This window comes from Pseudomonas sp. MWU12-2037 (assembly GCF_023242345.1).
In the GTDB taxonomy this organism is placed as follows: Bacteria; Pseudomonadota; Gammaproteobacteria; order Pseudomonadales; family Pseudomonadaceae; genus Aquipseudomonas; species Aquipseudomonas gingeri_D.
This window is the reverse complement of record NZ_JALLIZ010000001.1, coordinates 93,970-114,515: the sequence shown is the minus strand read 5'-3', so window position 1 is coordinate 114,515 and position 20,546 is coordinate 93,970. Positions and strand designations below refer to the sequence as shown.

The window sequence follows — 20,546 nt, the reverse complement described above, 5'->3', positions numbered from 1 at the left end:
ACCGAAGGGATCAACCTCCCCCCTTCCAGGTCACCGGAACTCATCCATCGTTCGCACACACAGAGAAAAAAGTCTTTCCTTCAGTCAATTCAACCACTAAGCACAGAAAACCCGATAAAACTCAAGCGCGTCAAATTTTTTGCAGGTGCCCGTACAACTTCGCGTAGAGGCCACCTTCGGCAATAAGCTGCTGATGGTCGCCGTCCTCGGCGATGCGCCCACCGTCGAATACCAGCACCCGATCCGCCTGTTTCACCGCAGACAGCCGGTGGGCAATGATCAGGGTCGTGCGACCGCTGAGAAACCGGCTCAGGGCCTGATGCAGGTTGTATTCGGTGGCTGCGTCGAGGGCCGAGGTCGCTTCATCGAGAATCACCACTTTGGGTTCGGCCAGGACCATCCGGGCAATCGCCAGACGCTGACGCTGACCACCGGACAAACGCACCCCGGAGCGCCCGACAATACTGTCCAGGCCTTGTGGCAATAGGTTGATCGTAGCGTCGAGCTGGGCAATTTCCAGTGCCCGCCAGCAAGCTTCATCGCTGCGCTCGCGGCCCATGGTCAGATTGGCGCGCACGGTATCGTTGAACAACGCCGGGTGCTGTAACACCACCGCGACGTTCTCGCGCACGGTGTCCAGGCCGATCTCGGCCTGGGACGCGCCGCCAAAGCGAATGGTCCCGGACTGGGGCGTGTAAAGACCCAGCAGCAGTTGCACCAGGGTGCTTTTACCGCCGCCGCTGGCGCCGACAATCGCGACTTTTTCGCCAGGGGCGATGGACAGGTCCAACTGATCGAGCACCGGTTCCTCGCCATAGGCAAAACTCAGGCCCTGTACCTCGATACCCACGGTGTCGCGCCCAATGAAAGGATCGACGCCACCGGGGTACTGCGGTTCATCGGCACGTGCCAGCAGTTCGTTGATCCGCTCGAGCGCACCGCCGGCGGCGTAGAAGGCATATTGCAGGTTCAGCAACTGCTCCACCGGCCCGATCATGAACCAGAGATAACTGAACACCGCGAGCATCTGGCCGATGGACAGGTCCGAGAACAGCACCGTGAGCATCGCCGCCGCACGGAAGATATCGATGCCGAACTGGAACAGCAGCCCCGTGGCCCGGCTCGAGGCATCGCTTTTCCATTGCGACGCCACGGCGTAATCCCGTACTTCCCGGGCGCGGGTCCCCAGACGGCCGAGGAAAAAGCCCTGGCGATTGCCGGCGCGCACTTCCTGGATCGCGTCGAGGGTCTCGGTCAGGGCCTGGGTAAAACGCGAGGTGCTGTCGTTTTCCAGCTTCTTCAGATGCTTGACCCGCTTGCCCAACTGCACCGTGGCATAGATCACCAGCGGGTTGAACAGCAGGATCAGCAGCGCCAGCTTCCAGTGCATCCAGACCAGGATGGCCGAGGTACCCACCAGCGTCAGCATCGCCACCAGAAAGCGGCTCAGGGTTTCACCGACGAACTTGTCCAGGGTGTCCAGGTCGGTCACCAGGTGCGTGGTCACGGTGCCACTGCCGAGGCTTTCGTACTCGCCCAGGGAAATACGCTTCAAACGCTCGATCAACCGGGTGCGGATGCGGTAGACGATGTCCTTGGCCAGCCCGGCGAACAGCCGCGCCTGGACCACGTTGAACACCAGGGCCGCACAACGCAGGGTCAGGGTCACCAGCAGCATCAGGCCGATATAACCGACGGCGCGCTGCCAGGGATCGGGCAGCAGGTGGTTCATCACCTTGAGCGCGGCATCGCCGTGCCCCAGCAGGACCTCGTCCACCAGCAATGGCAACAGCAGGGGAATCGGCACACTGCACAAGGTCGCCAACACGGCCACCAGGTTGGCGATCCACAGCGCTTTCTTATGGTGCAGGGCCAGACGCCGGATTTCGGCCCAGCTCAAGCGGTCCACAGGGGGTTTGACGGGTTCGGGATCGGGCTGTTCAAGCACTGGCCGCGCGCTCCAGCCATCGGCCGAGCAGCGGGGCAAGTTCAGCCAGCGGCTGGTAGCCATTGGTCAGCAGCGCCAACTGGCCATTACGTTCGGCCAGCAGGGTCGGGAAACCGGCAATCCCCAGGTCCTGGACCCAGGTGAAATCGGCCGCGGTGGCCGCGTGTTGCTCGGCCGTGTCGAAGGCGCCGGCAAACTCGATGCGCGGCAAACCGGCTTGCTCCGCCAACTCCACCAGCACGCTGGCTTGGGTGACATCCCGGCCCTCGACATAGAAGGCCCGCTGGATCAGCCCCACCAGCGTCCACGCACAGTCCGGCGCCAGGCTACGCGCGGTGATCACGGCGCGGCAGGCAGGCTCGGTGTCGTAGATGAAACCGTCAGGCAAGGCGCCGTCGAGCTTGAACGGCTGGCCGGTGGTCTCGGTAACCGCCTGCCAGTGCTCCATGATATAGCGCCGGGTGGTCGGCTCCAGTGCGGCGCCGCTACCGGTGCGCAGGCCGCCCATCACCAGGTGCAGTTCGACCCCCGCCGCCTGGGCCTGCTTGACCAGTGCCTCGGCCACCGGGGCAAACCCCCAGCACCAGGAGCACATCGGGTCCATTACATAGAGCAGGCGCGCGGACATGGTTCAGCCCTCGGAAGATTGACGGTAGTTGTAACCGATCGGATGCGGCTGGTTGCGCGCCTTGGCCAGTTCGATCTGCTTCTGGCGGTCAATGGCGCTACGACGGGTTTTCTCGCTCAAGGTGTCCCAGCAATGCGGGCAACTGATCCCGGCCACGTAATACTCCGAGGCCCGTTCCTCGACGCTGATCGGCGTACGGCAGGCATGACATTGATCGTAGTCGCCTTCGCTCAGGTCATGGCGCACGGTCACCCGATTGTCGAAGACAAAACAGTCGCCCTGCCACTTGCTCTGCTCCTGGGGCACCTCTTCGAGGTACTTGAGGATCCCGCCCTTGAGGTGATAGACCTCGTCGAACCCCTGGCTGAGCATGTAGCTGGAGGCCTTCTCGCAGCGAATGCCGCCGGTGCAGAACATTGCGACCTTCTTGTGTTTGGCCGGGTCGAAATGGGCTTTGATGTAGTCGGGGAATTCGCGAAAACTGGTGGTTTTCGGGTCGATGGCGCCTTCGAAGGTACCGATCGAAACTTCATAATCGTTGCGGGTGTCGATCAGCAACACTTCCGGGTCGGCAATCAACGCATTCCAGTTCTGTGGATCGACATAGGTGCCGACCTGCTTGTTCGGGTCCACGCCCTCGACCCCCAGGGTGACGATTTCCTTCTTCAGCTTGACCTTGGTCCGATAGAACGGCTGGTCGTCGCAATAGGATTCCTTGTGGTCGATATCGACCATCCGCGGATCCAGCTTGAGCCAGGCGAGCAGGCCGTCGATGCCTTCGCGGCTACCGGAAACCGTACCGTTGATGCCTTCTTCGGCGATCAGCAGGGTGCCTTTGATACCGTTGTCGACCATCGCCTGCAGCAGTGGCTCGCGCAGGGCAACGTAATCTTCCAGGGTGACGAACTTATAAAGTGCCGCCACGACTATGGGTTGAGTCATGGGTGATTCTCTCCAGGTGGCTGCCCTCGCAAAGGGCGAACCGGATGCAAAAAAAACGCGCCGACAGTGCGGCGCGTTGCGGATTCTAGCAAAAAAACACCGGTCAAAAAACCAGCATCAATGCCCTCCGCCGGCGCAGACCGGCGATGCCGGGGCCACGCCGATTTTCACCCACTCTTCAGGGGTGTAGGTATGCAGGGCCAACGCATGGAATTCACTCATCAGGTCACCCAGGGCGGCATAGACCTTCTGGTGGCGCTTGACGCTGTTCAACCCGGCAAACTGTGCGCTGACCAGCACCGCCTTGAAGTGGGTCTGCAACCCACGGCTGTGCATATGGCTCTCGTCCAGGACTTGCAGGTGCTCGGGTTGCAGGGCGCCCAGTGCGGTTTCGATACGTTGCTGCATGCTCATTCCAGGCTCCGCTTACGGCTTTTTCTTGACCGCGGGTGCCGGTGCCTTGGGCGTCAGCTCGTTGGTCATGTCTTCCAGCAGCTTGTTCACCACCGGTACTGCGCTTTCCAGTTTGGCCTGGGTCATCTGGGCCGATTGCTGGGTCAGTTGCGGCATTTTTTCCAGGACTTTCTTGCCCAGTGGCGACTGGTAGAACGCGACCAGGTCCTTGAGTTCGGATTCGCTGAAGTTGTCGGTGTAGAGTTTGAGCATGTCAGGCTTGAGCTTGTTCCAGCCGATGGCCTGGTCCAGGGCGGCGTTGGCCTTGGCCTGGTAGGTGTCGAGCAACGGCTTTTTCGAGGCCGGTGCCTGGGTCTGCTCGAAGCGCTGGGCAAACATTTGCTGTACTTGCGCGTAGACCGGGGTGCCCAGCTTGTCGGCGTGGGCCAACGTCAGGAAAGCCTCGGCACTGGCGTTGTGGCTGGCGGTATCGGCGAAAACCTGGCCGCTGGCGCATACCAGAGCAACCGCGGTACAGATGGCACGAAGACGGGTCATCGAGTTTCCTTTCTAAACAGGCGAGGTAAAACCCCAAGGGCATCCATTCTGCGCCTAACAAAGTGTGTCACTCAACCCCGTGGCCAATGCTCGGGTGTCCGATGGTCGCGAAGAGAGTAAAACCTGGAAGGGAACCCACGCGTTCGATCAGGACCTAAACTGCGCTAACCCGCCATCAGGAGTGAAACCGAATGAGTCGCATCGAAACCGACAGCCTTGGCCAGGTAAACGTACCGGAAGAGGCCTACTGGGGCGCCCAGACCCAGCGTTCGCTGATCAACTTCGCCATCGGCACGGAAAAAATGCCCCTGGCGGTCATGCACGCCCTGGCGCTGATCAAGAAGGCCGCGGCCCGGGTCAACAACCGCAATGGCGACCTGCCCGCCGATATCGCCCGGCTGATCGAGCAGGCCGCCGACGAAGTGCTCGCCGGCGAACATGACGATCAGTTCCCGCTGGCGGTCTGGCAGACCGGCAGCGGCACCCAGAGCAATATGAACGCCAACGAAGTGATTGCCGGGCGGGCCAATGAGCTGGCCGGCAAGGGCCGCGGCGGCAAGTTGCCAGTACACCCCAACGATCACGTCAATCGCTCCCAGAGCTCCAACGACTGCTTCCCCACCGCCATGCATATCGCCGCCGTCCAGGCGGTGTACCAGCAGTTGCTGCCGGCGATTGTCGAGTTGTCCGGCGGGCTGGCGGAACTGGCGGCACGCCATATGAAGCTGGTGAAGACCGGGCGCACCCATATGATGGATGCCACGCCGATCACCTTCGGCCAGGAGGTCTCGGCCTATATCGCGCAACTGAACTACGCCGAGCGGGCGATTCGCGCGGCCTTGCCGGCGGTCTGCGAACTGGCCCAGGGCGGCACAGCAGTCGGCACCGGGCTGAATGCGCCCCATGGTTTTGCCGAGGCGGTTGCCGCCGAACTCGCGGCGTTGTCCGGCTTGCCATTTATCAGCGCGCCGAACAAATTCGCCGCCCTGGCCGGCCATGAGCCCCTGACCACCCTCTCCGGCGCCCTGAAAACCCTCGCCGTGGCCCTGATGAAAATTGCCAACGACCTGCGCCTGCTGGGTTCCGGGCCGCGTGCCGGATTTGCCGAGGTGAAGTTGCCGGCCAACGAACCGGGCAGTTCGATCATGCCCGGCAAGGTCAACCCGACCCAGTGCGAGGCGCTATCGATGCTGGCCTGCCAGGTCATGGGCAATGACGTGACGATCGGCTTTGCCGCCAGCCAGGGTCACTTGCAGTTGAATGTGTTCAAGCCGGTGATCATCCATAACCTGCTGCAGTCGATCCGACTGCTCGGCGATGGTTGCAGCAACTTCCAGCAGCATTGCATCGCCGGGCTGGAACCCGACCCGGTGCAGATGGCCGCGCACCTGGAGCGTGGCCTGATGCTGGTGACGGCGCTGAATCCGCATATCGGCTACGACAAGTCGGCCCAGATCGCCAAGAAGGCCTACAGCGAAAACCTCACCTTGCGTGAAGCGGCGCTGGCCCTCGGCTACCTGACCGACGCCGAGTTCGACGCCTGGGTCCGGCCGGAAAACATGCTTGAATCCGGCAAGAACGGCTGACGTCGAGCGTTAATTTGCCATCAAACGCACCCGCCGGGCCTTGAGCCCGGCCATCAGCGACGGCCCCAACGCCACCAGCGCCGAGCCCAGCACCACCAGCAACGCGCCGCCATACCCCAGGCCATTGATATCTTCGGGCTGTACGAAGCCGGGCCACAGCCAGGCCGCCAGGGCCACCGCGGCAAAGGTCACCAGCGGCGTGATCGCCAGGGTCGCACTGACCCGCGAGGCTTCCCAGTGTGCCAGGGCCTCGGCAAAGGCACCGTAGGCCACCAGGGTATTGAGGCAACAACCGAGCAACAACCAGCCTTGCAACGGACTCAGTTGCAGGACTTCGCTCGGGTGCACCCAGGGCGTGAGCAACAAGGCACAAAACAGGTAGATCACCATCATCACCTGCAACGAATTCCATACCGTCAGCAATTGCTTCTGGCTCAAGGCATAGAAGGTCCAGACCGTGGACGCCAGCAACACCATCAATATCCCGGCGGTGTAAGTCCCCAGGGAGGTCAGCAACTCTTCCAGACGCTGATTGAAAAACAGCCCGAAGCCGAACAGCAGCACCAGCAAGCCGAGCCCCTGCCCCAGGCTGAAGCGCTCCTTGAACACGAACAGGCTGGCGATCAGCAGGAAAATCGGCCCCATCTGCACCACCAACTGCGCGGTGCCCGGACTGAGGCGGTTCAAGCCCATGAGGTAAAGCACGTAGTTGCCCACCAGGCCGAGCACCGCCATCAGCACCAGCCAGCCGCCTCGTGGCCCGAGGACATGCCGGCTCGGCAACCGCCGGGTCGCCGCCAGGTACACGAACAGAAAGCCCCCCGACACAATCAACCGGCACCAGGTCACGGTCACCGGGTCCATCACCTGCAATACCTGCTTGAGCTTGATCGGCAAAATGCCCCAGAGCACGGCGGTCAACAGCGCCAGGAACAGGCCATAGCCCCAGCGACCGGATGAGATATGCATGAAGAGTCCTGCGGACGTGTGGGGGAAGTCGCCATTCTAGGCCTTGCCAGGTCGGCAACACAGCCGGGGAAGACAGCCCGATACGACCTTGAGCATGCCAGAAACGCCGCCAATAAACTGGCCATGACCATTGATCGGAGGATCAGGTGAGCTATCCTCATAAGTTTTATGCTAGATTTCTGACAGCTACGCTCACCAGCGAGATTTCGCCATGTTCGGCAAACGCGCACAAGACAACACCGAGGCCATACATTTTCGCAGTGGCCGAGTGACGACCATCAACGGATTGTTTTTTTTCAGCACTCGGGAAAACACACTGGAAGGGCCGTTCTTTACTCGCACCGATGCCGAGCGCGAAACCCAGCTGTATGTAAAACGCATGCAGCGGGCCAATGCCATCCAGGCCAGCCAGACCCTGTAGCAACAGGGTCTGGTCCAGGTTCAGAGCAACGCTTCGAACAACCCCGTCGCACCCATCCCACCGCCCACGCACATGGTGACGATGCCATAACGCAACTTGCGTCGTTGCAGCTCACGCACCAGGTGCCCGACCTGGCGCGAGCCGGTCATGCCGAAGGGATGGCCGATGGAAATCGAACCGCCGTTGACGTTGTACTTGTCGTTGTCGATACCCAACCGATCACGGCTGTACAGGCACTGCGAGGCGAACGCTTCGTTCAACTCCCACAGATCGATATCCGCCACGCTCAGGCCCCTGGCCTTGAGCAGCCGCGGCACCGAGAACACCGGGCCGATGCCCATTTCGTCCGGTTCACAACCGGCCACGGCAAAACCACGGAACAAGGCCTTGGGCGTCAGCCCCAGTTCCAGGGCTTTTTCCAGGCTCATCACCAGGGTCATCGAAGCGCCGTCGGACAGTTGTGACGAGTTGCCCGCGGTCACCGAACCGTCTTCGGCAAACACCGGCTTCAAACCGGCCAGGCTTTGCAATGTGGTGTCCGGGCGATTGCAGTCATCACGCTCCACCACGCCTTGCAGATGCTGGATCTGCCCGCTGGCCTTGTCTTCAACCGCATAGGTTACGGCCATGGGCACGATTTCATCGTCGAACAAACCGGCGGCCTGGGCGGCGGCCGTGCGCTGCTGGCTTTGCAACGCATACTGATCCTGCTGCTCACGACTGACACCGTAGCGTCGGGCGACGATCTCGGCGGTCTGGCCCATGGGGAAATAGATCCCCTGCACCTGCTCCTTGAGCAGCGGGTTGATCAGGTTCTCGGTGTTGACACTTTTCATCGTCAGGCTGATGGACTCGACGCCACCGGCAACGATGATCTCACTGCAACCGGATGCGATCTGGTTGGCGGCAATGGCAATCGCCTGCAAACCCGAGGAGCAGAAACGATTGAGGGTCATGCCGGCGGTGCCGGTGCCCAGTTTCGACAACACCGCGACATTACGCCCGATGTTGTAGCCCTGGGCCCCCTCGTTGGAGCCGGCGCCGACGATGCAATCCTCGACGCTGGCCGGGTCGATGCCGTTGCGACTGAGCAAGGCGTTGACGCAATGGGCCGCCATGTCATCCGGCCGGGTCTGGTTGAATTTGCCGCGAAAGGACTTGGCCAGGCCAGTCCGTACGCTGTCGACGATCACCACTTCACGCATGACCCACCTCGTTGATTGTTGTTGTCGGTTGGAAGGATCGAGCGAGCATAAGCCCACCCGATTCCCGACTGCGACAATCATTCATCCGGCGTATGCGCGGCCATCGTCCTACTTCGACTTACCCTTCTTCCCATCTGCGTCGAAGGCGTCCTCGATGGCCCGGTTGATCGTGCGCAGCACCTTGACCCGGGCCCAGCGCTTGTCATTGGCTTCCACCAGCGTCCAGGGCGACACTTCGGTGCTGGTACGGTCGACCATATCGCCGATGGCATCGCGGTACAGCTCCCATTTCTCGCGGTTGCGCCAATCGTCTTCGGTGATCTTGAAGCGCTTGAACGGAATTTCTTCGCGAGCCTGGAAACGCTCCAATTGGGTTTGTTTATCGATGGCCAGCCAGAACTTCACCACGATCACTCCGGCCTCGCTCAGTTGCTCCTCGAAATCGTTGATTTCACTGTAGGCACGCATCCAGTCGGCCTGGCTGCAGAAGCCTTCAATCCGTTCTACCAATACACGGCCATACCAGGAACGGTCGAACACGGTGAACTTGCCACGCGGCGGGATATGCCGCCAGAACCGCCAGAGGTACGGCTGGGCACGTTCGTCCTCGGTCGGCGCGGCGATGGGGACGATACGGTACTGCCGTGGATCGAGCGCCGCGGCGACCCGGCGGATCGCTCCGCCCTTGCCCGCCGCATCATTGCCTTCGAACACTGCCACCAGCGCGTGCCGACGCATGCGCTTGTCCCGCAGCAGACCGGCCAGCCGCGCCTGTTCGGTAATCAGTTGTTCTTCATAGTCGTCCTTGTCCAGGTGCTGACTCAGGTCAAGGCTGTCCAGCAGACTGAGTTCGTCCACCCCCGACTGCAGCGGTGCGGCATTGGTCGGGCGCGGCTTGGCGTCCTTGGTCTTGAGCGCCGTCTGCAAGCCTTCGAGCAGGATCTTGCCCACGGTCAGGCTGCGGTAATGCGGATCGACACCTTCGATCACATGCCAGGGTGCGTAGTCGTTGCTGGTGCGGCGCAGCACCCGCTCACCGAAATGCACGAACTTGTCGTAAGTCTCCGACTGCTGCCAGTCCAGCGGGCTGATGCGCCAGCTGTGCAGGGGATCATCCTGGAGAGATTTGAGGCGGGCCTTCATCTGTTTCTTGGACAGGTGGAACCAGAACTTGAAGATCAGCGCACCTTCGTCGCAGAGCATGCGCTCCAGGCGCTCGGCGCCATTGATCGCCTGGTCCAGCACCGCGTCCTTGAAATGGCCGTGCACCCGTCCCTGCAGCATCTGGCTGTACCAGTTGCCGAAGAACACCCCCATGCGCCCCTTGGCCGGCAACTGCCGCCAATAGCGCCAGGCCGGTGGCCGGGCCAGTTCTTCATCGGTCTGCTGGTCGAAGGTACGGACCTCGATCAGACGCGGGTCCATCCACTCGTTGAGCAACTTGACCGTCTCGCCCTTGCCCGCCCCTTCAATGCCATTGATCAGCACAATGACCGGAAAGCGCTTTTGCTGCTGGAGTTCGAACTGCGCCTCCAGCAAGGCTTCACGCAGGGCCGGGACTTCGGCGTCGTAGGTTTCTTTGTCGATGGCGTGACCGATTTCGGCGGATTCAAACATGGGCGACTCCCTTCCAAGATAGAGCAAGACTAACGGATCGGACCACGCTGTGTGGCGGGAAATCCCCAGGCCTTGCCATGGATCAATCCAGCGCCCGGCAATGGGCTAGAATAGCCGCCTTGTTGCCGTCGAGTGCCCCCATGACCCGCGTATCGCCCACTCCTCCCAGCCACGCCCAGATCGACTGGGATGATCAAGGTCGCCCGCACTCTAGGGTCTTCGACGACGTCTATTTCTCCGACCAGTCGGGCCTGGACGAAACCCGCTACGTCTTTATCGAGCAAAATCGTCTGAAAGAGCGTTTCGAGGCCCTCGGGCCGAACGAGCGGCTGGTGATCGGCGAAACCGGCTTCGGCACCGGACTGAATTTCCTCTGCGCCTGGCAGTTGTTCGAAACCTGTGCGGTAGCGGGCGCCCGACTGCATTTCGTCAGCGTGGAAAAGTACCCACTGAGCCGCGCCGACCTGCAACGCGCCCTCAGCCTCTGGCCCGAACTGGCGACGTTCAGCGCGCAATTGCTCGGGCAGTATGTCGCCATTCACCAGGGCTTCCAGCGCCTGCTGCTGGACAATGGCCGGGTGACCCTGACACTGCTGGTCGGCGATGCCCTGGAACAGTTGCCGCAACTGGATGCCCGGATCGACGCCTGGTTCCTCGATGGCTTTGCCCCGGCGAAAAATCCCGAGATGTGGACACCCGAGCTGTTCGCCGAACTGGCGCGACTGGCGGCCCCCGGCGCGACCCTGAGCACCTTCACCAGCACCGGCTGGGTCCGTCGCTCGTTGAATGCCGCGGGCTTCAAGATGCGCCGCACGCCGGGCATCGGCCATAAATGGGAAATCCTGCGGGGCGAATTTATCGGCTGGCCCGAAGACACCGCCGAACCGCCGCCGGCCAAGCCCTGGTTCTCCCGCCCACGACCGCCCGGCGGCGAACGCCGGGCCCTGGTGATCGGCGGCGGCCTGGCCGGTTGTGCCAGCGCGGCGAGCCTCGCCGCCCGTGGCTGGCAGGTCTGCCTGCTGGAGCGCCACGATGCCCTGGCCCGGGAAGCCTCGGGCAACCCGCAAGGCGTCCTCTACCTCAAGCTGTCGGCCCATGGCACCGCGCTGTCGCAACTGATCCTCAGCGGTTTCGGGCATACCCGGCGCTTGCTCGAGCAGTTGCACAAAGGCCTCGACTGGGACGACTGCGGCGTCTTGCAACTGGCCTTCGATGAGAAAGAGGCCGAGCGCCAGGCCCAATTGGCCAAGGCCTTCAGCCCCGAGTTGCTGCAGGTCCTCGATCAAGCCCAGGCCCAGGCCCGCGCCGGCGTGGCCCTCGAGCACGGCGGACTGTTCTTCCCGGAGGGCGGCTGGGTCCATCCGCCGGCCTTGTGCCAGTGGCAGGCTCATCACCCGAATATTGAAATACGCCCCCATAGCGACGCCGTCGAACTGCGCAAGGTCGACAACCAATGGCAGGCGTGGGACGCCGACACCCTGCTGGGCAGCGCCCCGGTGGTGATACTTGCCGGCGCCGCCGAAGTGAAACGCTTCACCGCCAGCGCCGCGTTGCCGCTCAAGCGCATTCGCGGGCAGATCACTCGCCTGGCGCAGACCGCCGGCAGCGCCGCCTTGCACACCGTGGTCTGCGCCGAAGGTTATGTCGCGCCGGCACGCCTGGGTGAACATACCCTGGGAGCCAGCTTCGATTTCAAGAGCGAAGACCTGACTCCCACCACGGCGGAGCATATCGGCAACCTGGCATTGCTACAGGACATCTCGCCCGACCTGGCCCTGCGCTTGAACGCCGCGGGCTTGGCTCCAGAACAACTGCAAGGCCGGGCCGCCTTTCGCTGCACCAGCGCCGATTACCTGCCGATCGTCGGGCCGCTGGCGGACCCGCAAGCGTTCGCCGAGGCCTACGGCATCCTGGCCCGGGATGCCCGGCAGGTGCCACAGGTCCCCTGCCCCTGGCTCGAGGGCCTGTATATCAACAGCGGCCACGGCTCCCGTGGTCTGATCAGCGCACCGCTTTCGGGTGAGCTGCTGGCGGCGTGGCTGGAGAACGAACCGTTGCCGCTGCCCCGCAGCATTGCCGAGGCCTGTCATCCGAATCGTTTCGCCTTGCGCGCCCTGATTCGCGGCACGGTCAAGCCTCGGACGAACGCCTGAACCGGCGCCCCGACCAGACATCAGAGCGGGGCGGGATGCTCATCCAGTTCGTACTGGGTCAGCCCTTCGAGAAAACGTTGCTCCTCGGCGAGGCGGCTCTCCATCAACATCGACAAACTTCGGGAATACCTGTCGCTGAGCATCTCCGGGGAATTGTTCAGCAGTTGTTCCTCCTGCTCATGAAACGGCCTGTTGAAGAGGGCGAAATCCCGTGGATACTTCTTCCTCAGGTAGTCGATCCAGAAATCGCGCGAAGCAATAAAGGTCTTCATGGCCGCTGTCGCCTCAGCCTGCCGTATGCGACCGCGGGCTTCCAGGATCTGCTCTTCGCTGACACCGGCAATGGATCTGAAGAACATCTCCTTCGGCTGCCCGGGCAAATACAGCGAACGTCCCAGGCCGACCCGATAGGCCAGATTCACTTCGATCTCATCCACCATACCGGCTGAAGGCCGCTCGGGCTGCTCGTACAGCGCCTTGACATGCTCCCGGGCAATCTCATCGATACGTTCCAGGCGAAACAGGCCCCGCGCCAACTTCAGCAACTCCGTCGGCTCACTACTCCTGAGCGCCAGAAACCGGGCCCTGGCCAGCAACATCCGGACTTCCAGGTGACTGAAGTTGCGTGCGGCGCTGTCCACACAGGTCAGCGGATCGGCCGCCAGGTCGAACAGCTCACGCCGCAACGTGGTGTTCTCGGCGGCTTCCGCCAGCACCTCCCAGACGCGTCGCGTCAAGTCGGCGCGAGTCTTCTGATATTCCGCGCTGCTGCCCAGGCGTCCCAACAACGCGAACAGTTCCCCGGAGCCCTCCTCTTGCCGCAAGTCATGCCACAGGTCGCGCAGGTTGTCGCGGCGCTCGCCCTCCTCGATATCGGCCAGCCAACGCTGACGCGCACTGTAGTCATCCAACGCCAACTCGGTATCGGGAATGCCGAAGGTAATGCCGGTGCGCGCCCGATAGGCGGCCAACAGGTTCTGGTGATACTCCGACAAGGGGTTGTTACGCAGAATGATCCGCCGATTGATCGGCGAAGGTGCCGTGTAGATCGCGTTCGGCACAACCTGAATCCGGTTGTCACGCAGATCCGCCTCGTACAGGCGAACCCGCGTCAACAGGCCCACTGGCAAACCGTCGATACCTGTCCCGCGCAGATGCAGGCGGCGTAAACGCGGCATCTGGCCAACATCCAGCAAGCTGACATCGAAGTTGCCGTTCAGGTTCAGGGTTTCAAGATCGTGCAAACCCGACAGCACACCGACGGCGTTCGGCGTCAGGGTGATCTGGTTGTCCTGCAGATACAGCTCCCTGAGCCGGCTCATATCGGCAATCGCATTCGGCAGGTACTCCAGCCGATTGTTATTCAACTCCAGCAGGCGCAGGTTGGGAAAACGCTCGAGAAAACCTTCTGGGATCCGACTGATTCTCATGTTCTTCAGCGAAAGCTCGGTGACATGATCAAAACTGATACCGGTGGGCAAACTTGGCAGGCTGTCGACGCGCAAGCCCGCCAGGCTCAGGCTGTGACCGATGGCCGCGCCATTTTCGTTGTAGGTAGCCGGTGTCTGCCGTCGCCAGCAACGCTCGATGATCTCGGCCGCCTGTTCACGGCTCTCGGCCATGCCTCCCAACCAGGCATGCGCCCTCACCGTCTGCCCTCCTCGCCAATCGGCCAGGGTCGAGCGCAGTTGCCGGAGCTCCTCTTCGAGCGCCTGGAGCCGAGCTCTGACCTCAAGAGGATCATCGCCAAAAGAAAAATAGAGATTGCGCGCCTCCGCCTCGCAGAGGTCTGGATACAGCCGGGTCAACCGGCGTAACCCGCGTCGCGAGCCATGGACAATGCCACGCCTGACACGCAGGCAACCGCCCATATAGCTGTCGCGCCATGTCGGCGAACGCGTTCCTGGCTTGCGTGGCGGCAGGCCGAGTGTCTCTTCGAGCTCAGCCCGTGGACGCAGCAGGATCTTGGACATCAGCAACTGGTGCAGCAAGTCGGCCTCGCCCAGCTTGACCCCCATCGCCTCGCGCTCGCTCACCCGCAAGCCGCTCAATACCGCCGAGCTCAGGGCCTGGGGCCCATTGACCAGCGGCCCCAGGCTCAGGCCCTCATTATCAAAGGCTTGATAGCTCTGTGCAGTCCTGACCAGAACCCGGCGCCGGGGCAAGTCGTCATCGCCCATCTTGAACAACAGGCGTCCCTCGAAGCGCTCCTGGCGAATCTCCCAGCGCACATCCGCCGGCCACCCAACCATCATTTTCAGGAGGGGCAACTGCAACCTGGCGCCATCCAGATCGCCCGTTTTTTTGAGAAAACCACCGTCCAGCGCGTGATTGACTCGAATCTCACGCCTGCTTTCGCCGGCCTTTTCAATCAATTCCAAGGGCAGACGCCCGCCAAGGCTCAAGCGCCCTTTCAGTACGTCGTCCGTCTGTCCCAGGATTTCACGCAAGACCCCGTCCGGTAAATCGGCAAAGCCTTGCCTGAGGCTCATCGGCAAGCCGACATTGGTCACGCAGCACAAACGGTAGAGGCGCTGGAACACCGTGGGGCGCTGTTCGCGTACATGGGTGCGCAGCAGCCCTTCCAGAAGCGCCGACGTCTGGTCGGGATCCGCCCCCGGACCGAGCAGCATCCGCTGCTCCTGGAGTGTCAGTTTGTCCAGGACCATCGCCAATCCATCCGCCTCGATGTCCCTGGAGCGGAGCATGAGCCGCATCGGTTGCGTTGTCAGATCCGCCCCGTACTCCTTGAGCGGCTTGCCTGCATCGTCCAGCAACATGAGCGTGCGATTCCGGGGCCAGCTCTCGAGGCTGGGCAGAATCTGCAGCTTCAGGTCGAGCACACGTGCCGCGGCCGATCTCGGCGCGGTGGACGGCACCAGCAGCCAGCTCAATTCATTGTCCAACCTGAAGCGCTGTATCGAGTCCATCAGGGAAGCCGGGAGCTTGGCATTATTCATATGCAGGCGACGCAATAGCGATTCGTCGAGTCGATGAATCGACAGGATCTCCTCGAGGTTTTTATCACTCAAAAACCGCACGTCAGGCCCCAGGCGACGCAGCAGGTGAACCGGATCGTGCCACTGCAAAGGCCATTCGTGAGCCAGCCTCCAGGCCCCGGCGCCATTGTGCTCAAGCCAGGGTTCGTAAGCCGACCCACGGTTCGGATGGCACAGACGCCAGGCCCCGGAAGCCTTATCCCGGTAGGCCCGGTAAGGCTCGCCGGCGATATCCAGATAACGGTGTCCATCGCCAGCATCGTCCCCCAGGTAAAAACCTTCAGGGTCCAGCCCCCTTTCCTCCAGTTCGGGGACATCATGGCGATAGGCGCGCAGGTCGGCCTGCCACAGCCGGTAGCGACCATCGCTCGACTTGATCGGCAGCAGGCTGTCAAAAAAGTCCGAGGGCCGCTGAAAAAAACCTTTGAGGGCCTTGCTCCCCCAGTGCATGACCACACCCAGGGCCACCATCGTCGCAATGTCCTCGGCCACCGACATCATGTGCGAGATCGCTTCGTCACGCTCACCGCGCCGCCAATCCTCATAGCCCTCATAGGTCTCCGCCAACAGTTGCCCGACCGCCACCCCCATCATCAGCAAACCCAGCCAGGGGTTGGCGAAGGCGGCCAGGTTGAGCAAGGTCATGCCCAGACCCAACAGCGACTGCCTCCTGGCCTCGCGGGCAGCCTCGTCAACATCTTCGGTCGGGACCGCCACGACCCGCCCATCGTCCTGAAGCCGCAGGATCTGTTGTCGATAGAGGTGAAAAAACAACTCGCCGCTCAGCAACTCCAGCTTCAACGATAAATCGGCAGACGGATTCAGGGACTTCGTGATGTTTCCATAGGCATCCCGGGTCTCAAGGGTCAGGCGCAGCCTCAACTGCGACAGGAACCTCGGCAGATCGCGCTGGCTGACAAAACCACAGAAGAACGCTTCATACGAGGGCTGCCAAAGACGGCTACGCAGTTCGGCGTGGAACGCCGCGAGCGAGGCATAGAGTTTGAAGCGGGTGAGTGGATCATTGGGAATATGCACCAGTACCCGATCCTTCATCGCGGCCGTTTCGCTCGCTGGCACATTCTGCAGCGTGAACAGACAAATACCCGGTAACGAAACACCCAGCACTTTCAATCCATTGACCACCATCCTTGAGCCATCCGGGGCAACGGCGATATTCCATTCGATCAACTTGCAGATCTGTTGATGGGCAATCTGATCGATGTCTTTTTTCATGTAGGCGATATAGGCATCCACCAGCATATCGGCTTTCTTTTGCTGGACGATGGCGGACTCAATGCGAAACTCGTCGTCATCCGCCGACTCCCCCTCACTTCCCTGGAGATGAAAAGCCTGGCACAGGTGATGCTGATAGACCCGGCCCAGATCAAGCTGGCGCACCAGTTCGACGAAATCCTCCAGGCTGACTTTTGGCACCCGCTTCGGGTCGCCACTCAGGCTTATATGGGATTTTGGAGGGAGGCGTTCGTCCGCCTCGAAGTTCTGCAACGCGGCCTCCAGCAAACTGCGGCTGGTATAGGTCATCGGAAAGACTTGAGACGACTCGATGGGATAGCGCAGTGACGGCCATCGATCGGCAATTTTCACGTGGTCCCGGTAGATATCCAGGCCCGGCCCGAATCGACTCAGCAACGCGTGCTCCAGAACCGGCGCGCAAAACTCCCGGACGGGTTTCAGGTCCTTGAACCGCTCGGACAGTTCCTCCTTGAAAAAAAGACTGCGCCGCAGGTGCTCGCGCAGGCGCGCGATATCTTCGGGGCGGGCCGCCAACAACCAGGGCGGAGCATGGGCATTGATCACATCTTCGTTTTCGCTTTGCTCGTCCAGGGCAGACGGCACAAAACTGGGAATAGCTGACATTTCAAATATCCTTTTTTAAAAGCCCGCCGCCGCGACTGATCAGGGCAGACAAAGGCCCCAGGCAGTTATCCGCCAAGGCCTGGGCCACTCGCGCTCCGGCAAATTGCGCCAGGGGCTGACAATGCTCGAGTGCCGCGTCCATTTCCATCGAGGGTATCAGTCTGCCGAAGCTTGAAACGCTCAAAAAATCTATTATTTATCAGCAAGTTAAATCAAAAATAAAAATCCTTTCGGATAGTCGGATAACACCTCTGCACGCAACACGCCGCGCCACCGGGGCTCAGCCCTGGTCGCAGTCGCGTGGCCGGGGCCAGGTACGCGCGGGTTTCTGCGCCTTGACCTCGTCGCTCGCTTCGATGCCGACGGTGTCACTCCCCAGCAAGGCCTCCAGTTCCGCGATGCTGCGGATGTAGCGGTCCAGCGGCTCAAGCTTCGCCTGGTTGGGGATGTACCAACCGATGGCCTGGGTCTTGCCATCCGCATCGGTGGTCAAGATGGTTTTCCAGAAGGCATCAGGTGTGCGGATGCCATGGGACTCGAGGAAGAAGTCATTCGCCGGGTTATCGTGGATCACCCCACCGTAGACCTGTACCGGCGCCAGGTCGCGATAGCATTCCGAAACCTCCTCCGTTTGCACCCAGATCCCCTGGTTGAAGCACGCGGCCTGGGGCACGATATTGCTCATGTAATGGGCCTGGCGAATCGCCAGGCTGCTGTGGTCCATTTGATTGGAGGGCACCAGATGCCCCCGGTCCCAGCCGGGTACCGCGCTGTATCCTCGGGAGGAAAATTGCGTCGGGCAGCCGGCGGGCAGATCGGGGTCCAGTTCAAAGCCCCTGGGCCGCTTGGCATTGCCCTTGTCGGCGGTCAACTGATACGCGTACCTGAGCGCCGTGCGATTTTCACAGTCATAGGTCAGGGTAAAGCCCTCGCGGACCAGGGTGATCTGCCCGGGAGGCGGCGCCAGATCCGGCAATGGCGAGACACAGCCGCCAAGGCCCAGCAACAGCCCCCCCAGGAGCGCTCGGCGGCCGGCACTGGTAAACGCCGCGTACGAAACCGGCCTGATGGGGTGTACTGCATTGTTCATTTTGATGTTCCTCATCAATAACGATCTGCCCTTGGCAGTCCGTCAGGAAGAGAACATTCTTTTGTTGCCTATGTCTGTCAGAACGGGACGAAATGAGCGAGGGGCCTGTCATTACACCTTGGCGTTATAGCCCGACAGGCCCTGGCACAGTAGCATCAGGCCCCTTAGCCGCCAGAGACGATTCCATGCTGATTCCCTACGACCAACTCGAACCCGACACCCTCACCCGCCTGATCGAAGACTTCGTCAGCCGCGACGGTACCGACAACGGTGACGACACGCCCCAGGAAACCCGCGTGCTGCGGGTACGCCATGCATTGAGCAAGGGCCAGGCGGTGATTCTCTTCGATCTCGAAAGCGAGCAATGTCAGTTGCTGCCCAGGCACGCGGTGCCGAAAGAGTTTTTCGACTGATCGTCAGACCACGGAGTCGCGGACAGGCTCCGGCTCCCCCAGTTGGGTCAGGATCCGACGGTAGATTTCCGCACGGTGCACATTGACGTTCTTCGGTGCCTCGACACCGAAACGAACGTGGTTACCGTTAATGGCGAGAATTCTCACGGTGATGTTATCGCCGATGGAAATCATCTCGCCGACGACGCGGCTCAGTACAAGCATGGCACTCAATCCTCAAGGGTTTATGAGCGCCCAAGACTGCCCGGCCCGATGAGCGCCTTCAATGCAGGCACGGCAAATCAGCCGGCCCTGACCGACAGGGTCGACTCGCCCTACAGAATCAGATTACTTACCGGGCAGAGTCGGAGAACTTACCGAGGAGAGTTGTATTCAGGACGGTGAAAAGCGCGGTCCCAACAGAATGATGCTTGCACCGAGGACACAGAGCGCGGCGCCCAACCAGTCGGAACCGAGGGGCCGGATACGCTCGATCAGGCCCAACCAGGCAATCGAAGCAATGATGTAGATACCGCCGTAGGCCGCGTAGGCCCGACCGGCGTAGGTTGCCTCGACCTTGGTCAGCAGCAGCGCAAACAGCGTCAGGCTCAACAGCGCCGGGGCGACCCACCAGGCGCTCTTGCCCAAGCGCAGCCACATCCAGAAGGCATAACATCCGGCAATTTCAAACAGTGCCGCGAGAAAGAACCACAGGTAGTTGATCACAATAAACGCTCGTCAGGATTGCCCATTGCCGGCAACCCTAACCAGCCGTCGATCCGTGGGCAAGCTCAATGCGGGACTTGTTTGGCCTTGGCCCGCATCTTGTCGGCCATCACGGTCATTTCGTCATAGAGCAACTGCGGATTCTTCTGTTTGAGGGCCCAAGCCATGCGCCCTTGCTCGTGGGGCAGAATCATGAATTCGCCCAGGCCGACCCGGGTATAGATGTAGTCGGCGATGTCGCTCGCGCTGATGGGCGAGCTTTCCAGCAGCTTGCCGACCTGGGCCTTCATCGCCGGCGTAGGCCCGCGGAAAGAGTCCAGCAGATTGGTCTGGAAAAACGACGGGCAGACCACGTGCACGCCGACTTCCTGCTGCGCCAGTTCGATCAACAGGCTTTCCGACAACGCCACTACGCCAGCCTTGGCCACGTTGTAGTTGCTCATGGCCGGCCCCTGCATCAGCGCCGCCATGGAGGCGATATTGATGATCTTGCCCTTGCTCTGTTCCAGCAGCGGCAGGAACGCCTTGCAGCCCTTGACCACCCCCATCAGGTTGATCGCGATCTGCCAATCCCAGTCTTCGAGAGACAACTCGCTGAAGAACCCGCCCGAGGCAACACCGGCATTGTTGACGATCACATCGATGCCGCCGAATTTGACCTCACACGCCTGGGCGAATGCCGTCAACTGGCTGTAGTCACGCACGTCGCAACGCTGGGTGAAACCATCGCCGCCAGCTTCGCGCACCAGCCTGAGGGTTTCCAGCAGGCCCGGCTCGCTGACATCCGACAGCGCCAGACGCCAGCCTTCGCGGGCCCAGCGCAGTGCGATTTCGCGGCCAAGACCGGAGCCGGCGCCAGTGATCATGATGCGATTGTGCATAGCAGATGCCTTGTGGGTTCTGAGGACGATGAGCGGCAGTGTAGCGAAGGACGCTCGAAGGCCCATGCACCATCAGATTGCTGAATGCTCCAGGCAAAGTGACGACTGAGGGGCAAGGCGCAGCTTTATTGTTCGACACCGCCAAGGTGGGAACGGT

At 61.5% G+C, this 20,546-nt stretch carries 17 protein-coding genes; 4 read left to right on the top strand and 13 right to left on the bottom strand.

Annotated elements, in window-relative coordinates; all coding sequences use genetic code 11:
* Positions 1–130: 130 nt before the first annotated feature.
* The 5 genes from M5B42_RS00555 to M5B42_RS00535 all read right to left on the bottom strand — a co-directional run bounded on the left by M5B42_RS00555 (position 131) and on the right by M5B42_RS00535 (position 4,469).
* A complete protein-coding gene (locus tag M5B42_RS00555; RefSeq protein WP_177100246.1) occupies positions 131–1,909 on the bottom strand; it encodes an ABC transporter ATP-binding protein in 1,779 nt (592 codons plus the stop codon).
* Between the two features lie 31 nt (positions 1,910–1,940).
* Entirely contained in the window at positions 1,941–2,543 is a 603-nt protein-coding gene (locus tag M5B42_RS00550; protein ID WP_177100248.1) for a DsbA family protein, read from the bottom strand.
* A gap of 36 nt (positions 2,544–2,579) precedes the next feature.
* Complete coding sequence (locus tag M5B42_RS00545) at positions 2,580–3,518, bottom strand: rhodanese-related sulfurtransferase (RefSeq protein ID WP_248744723.1); 939 nt, start codon at positions 3,516–3,518, stop codon at positions 2,580–2,582.
* 117 nt (positions 3,519–3,635) lie between these two features.
* Positions 3,636–3,932, bottom strand: a complete 297-nt coding sequence (locus M5B42_RS00540; protein ID WP_100939074.1) for a BolA family protein — start codon at positions 3,930–3,932, stop codon at positions 3,636–3,638.
* A 12-nt stretch (positions 3,933–3,944) separates the two neighbouring features.
* Positions 3,945–4,469, bottom strand: coding sequence for a DUF2059 domain-containing protein (locus M5B42_RS00535; RefSeq protein ID WP_103495908.1), 525 nt, complete (start codon positions 4,467–4,469; stop codon positions 3,945–3,947).
* A 191-nt stretch (positions 4,470–4,660) separates the two neighbouring features.
* Between M5B42_RS00535 and M5B42_RS00530 the strand changes: the two genes are divergently transcribed.
* The gene (locus M5B42_RS00530; RefSeq protein ID WP_248744722.1) at positions 4,661–6,055 is read left to right on the top strand and encodes a class II fumarate hydratase; all 1,395 of its coding nucleotides are present in this window, start codon (positions 4,661–4,663) and stop codon (positions 6,053–6,055) included.
* A gap of 9 nt (positions 6,056–6,064) precedes the next feature.
* Here the strand turns inward: M5B42_RS00530 and M5B42_RS00525 are convergent, their stop codons facing one another.
* Positions 6,065–7,024 (bottom strand): DMT family transporter, encoded by a 960-nt coding sequence (locus tag M5B42_RS00525; RefSeq protein ID WP_248744721.1) that lies wholly within the window; start codon positions 7,022–7,024, stop codon positions 6,065–6,067.
* Positions 7,025–7,235: 211 nt separating this feature from the next.
* Here M5B42_RS00525 and M5B42_RS00520 point away from each other — a divergent pair, with 211 nt between their 5' ends.
* Complete coding sequence (locus tag M5B42_RS00520; RefSeq protein WP_103495911.1) at positions 7,236–7,445, top strand: DUF6316 family protein; 210 nt, start codon at positions 7,236–7,238, stop codon at positions 7,443–7,445.
* Positions 7,446–7,465: 20 nt separating this feature from the next.
* Here M5B42_RS00520 and M5B42_RS00515 read toward each other — a convergent pair whose 3' ends face one another.
* Together M5B42_RS00515 and pap are read right to left on the bottom strand one after the other, a co-directional pair.
* Positions 7,466–8,650 carry a thiolase family protein gene (locus tag M5B42_RS00515; RefSeq protein WP_248744720.1) on the bottom strand — a complete coding sequence of 395 codons (1,185 nt, stop codon included), beginning with the start codon at positions 8,648–8,650 and terminating at the stop codon, positions 7,466–7,468.
* Between the two features lie 108 nt (positions 8,651–8,758).
* Positions 8,759–10,267, bottom strand: a complete 1,509-nt coding sequence (gene pap, locus M5B42_RS00510; protein WP_248744719.1) for a polyphosphate:AMP phosphotransferase — start codon at positions 10,265–10,267, stop codon at positions 8,759–8,761.
* A 140-nt stretch (positions 10,268–10,407) separates the two neighbouring features.
* On the opposite strand from pap, the gene mnmC reads away from it, so the two are divergent.
* Positions 10,408–12,420, top strand: a complete 2,013-nt coding sequence (gene mnmC, locus M5B42_RS00505; RefSeq protein WP_248744998.1) for a bifunctional tRNA (5-methylaminomethyl-2-thiouridine)(34)-methyltransferase MnmD/FAD-dependent 5-carboxymethylaminomethyl-2-thiouridine(34) oxidoreductase MnmC — start codon at positions 10,408–10,410, stop codon at positions 12,418–12,420.
* A 20-nt stretch (positions 12,421–12,440) separates the two neighbouring features.
* Here the strand turns inward: mnmC and M5B42_RS00500 are convergent, their stop codons facing one another.
* Positions 12,441–17,300 carry an NEL-type E3 ubiquitin ligase domain-containing protein gene (locus M5B42_RS00500; protein ID WP_248744718.1) on the bottom strand — a complete coding sequence of 1,620 codons (4,860 nt, stop codon included), beginning with the start codon at positions 17,298–17,300 and terminating at the stop codon, positions 12,441–12,443.
* 280 nt (positions 17,301–17,580) lie between these two features.
* Positions 17,581–18,390 (bottom strand): DNA/RNA non-specific endonuclease, encoded by an 810-nt coding sequence (locus M5B42_RS00495; RefSeq protein ID WP_248744717.1) that lies wholly within the window; start codon positions 18,388–18,390, stop codon positions 17,581–17,583.
* Positions 18,391–18,575: 185 nt separating this feature from the next.
* Here M5B42_RS00495 and M5B42_RS00490 point away from each other — a divergent pair, with 185 nt between their 5' ends.
* Positions 18,576–18,803, top strand: a complete 228-nt coding sequence (locus M5B42_RS00490; protein WP_103495916.1) for a YheU family protein — start codon at positions 18,576–18,578, stop codon at positions 18,801–18,803.
* Positions 18,804–18,806: 3 nt separating this feature from the next.
* Here M5B42_RS00490 and csrA read toward each other — a convergent pair whose 3' ends face one another.
* From csrA to M5B42_RS00475, 3 genes are all read right to left on the bottom strand, one after another.
* Positions 18,807–19,007 carry a carbon storage regulator CsrA gene (csrA, locus tag M5B42_RS00485; RefSeq protein ID WP_103495917.1) on the bottom strand — a complete coding sequence of 67 codons (201 nt, stop codon included), beginning with the start codon at positions 19,005–19,007 and terminating at the stop codon, positions 18,807–18,809.
* A 168-nt stretch (positions 19,008–19,175) separates the two neighbouring features.
* Positions 19,176–19,508 (bottom strand): YnfA family protein, encoded by a 333-nt coding sequence (locus tag M5B42_RS00480; protein ID WP_103495918.1) that lies wholly within the window; start codon positions 19,506–19,508, stop codon positions 19,176–19,178.
* A gap of 65 nt (positions 19,509–19,573) precedes the next feature.
* Positions 19,574–20,389: an SDR family oxidoreductase gene (locus M5B42_RS00475; protein ID WP_103495919.1), complete on the bottom strand. Its 816-nt coding sequence runs from the start codon at positions 20,387–20,389 to the stop codon at positions 19,574–19,576.
* Positions 20,390–20,546: the final 157 nt, after the last annotated feature.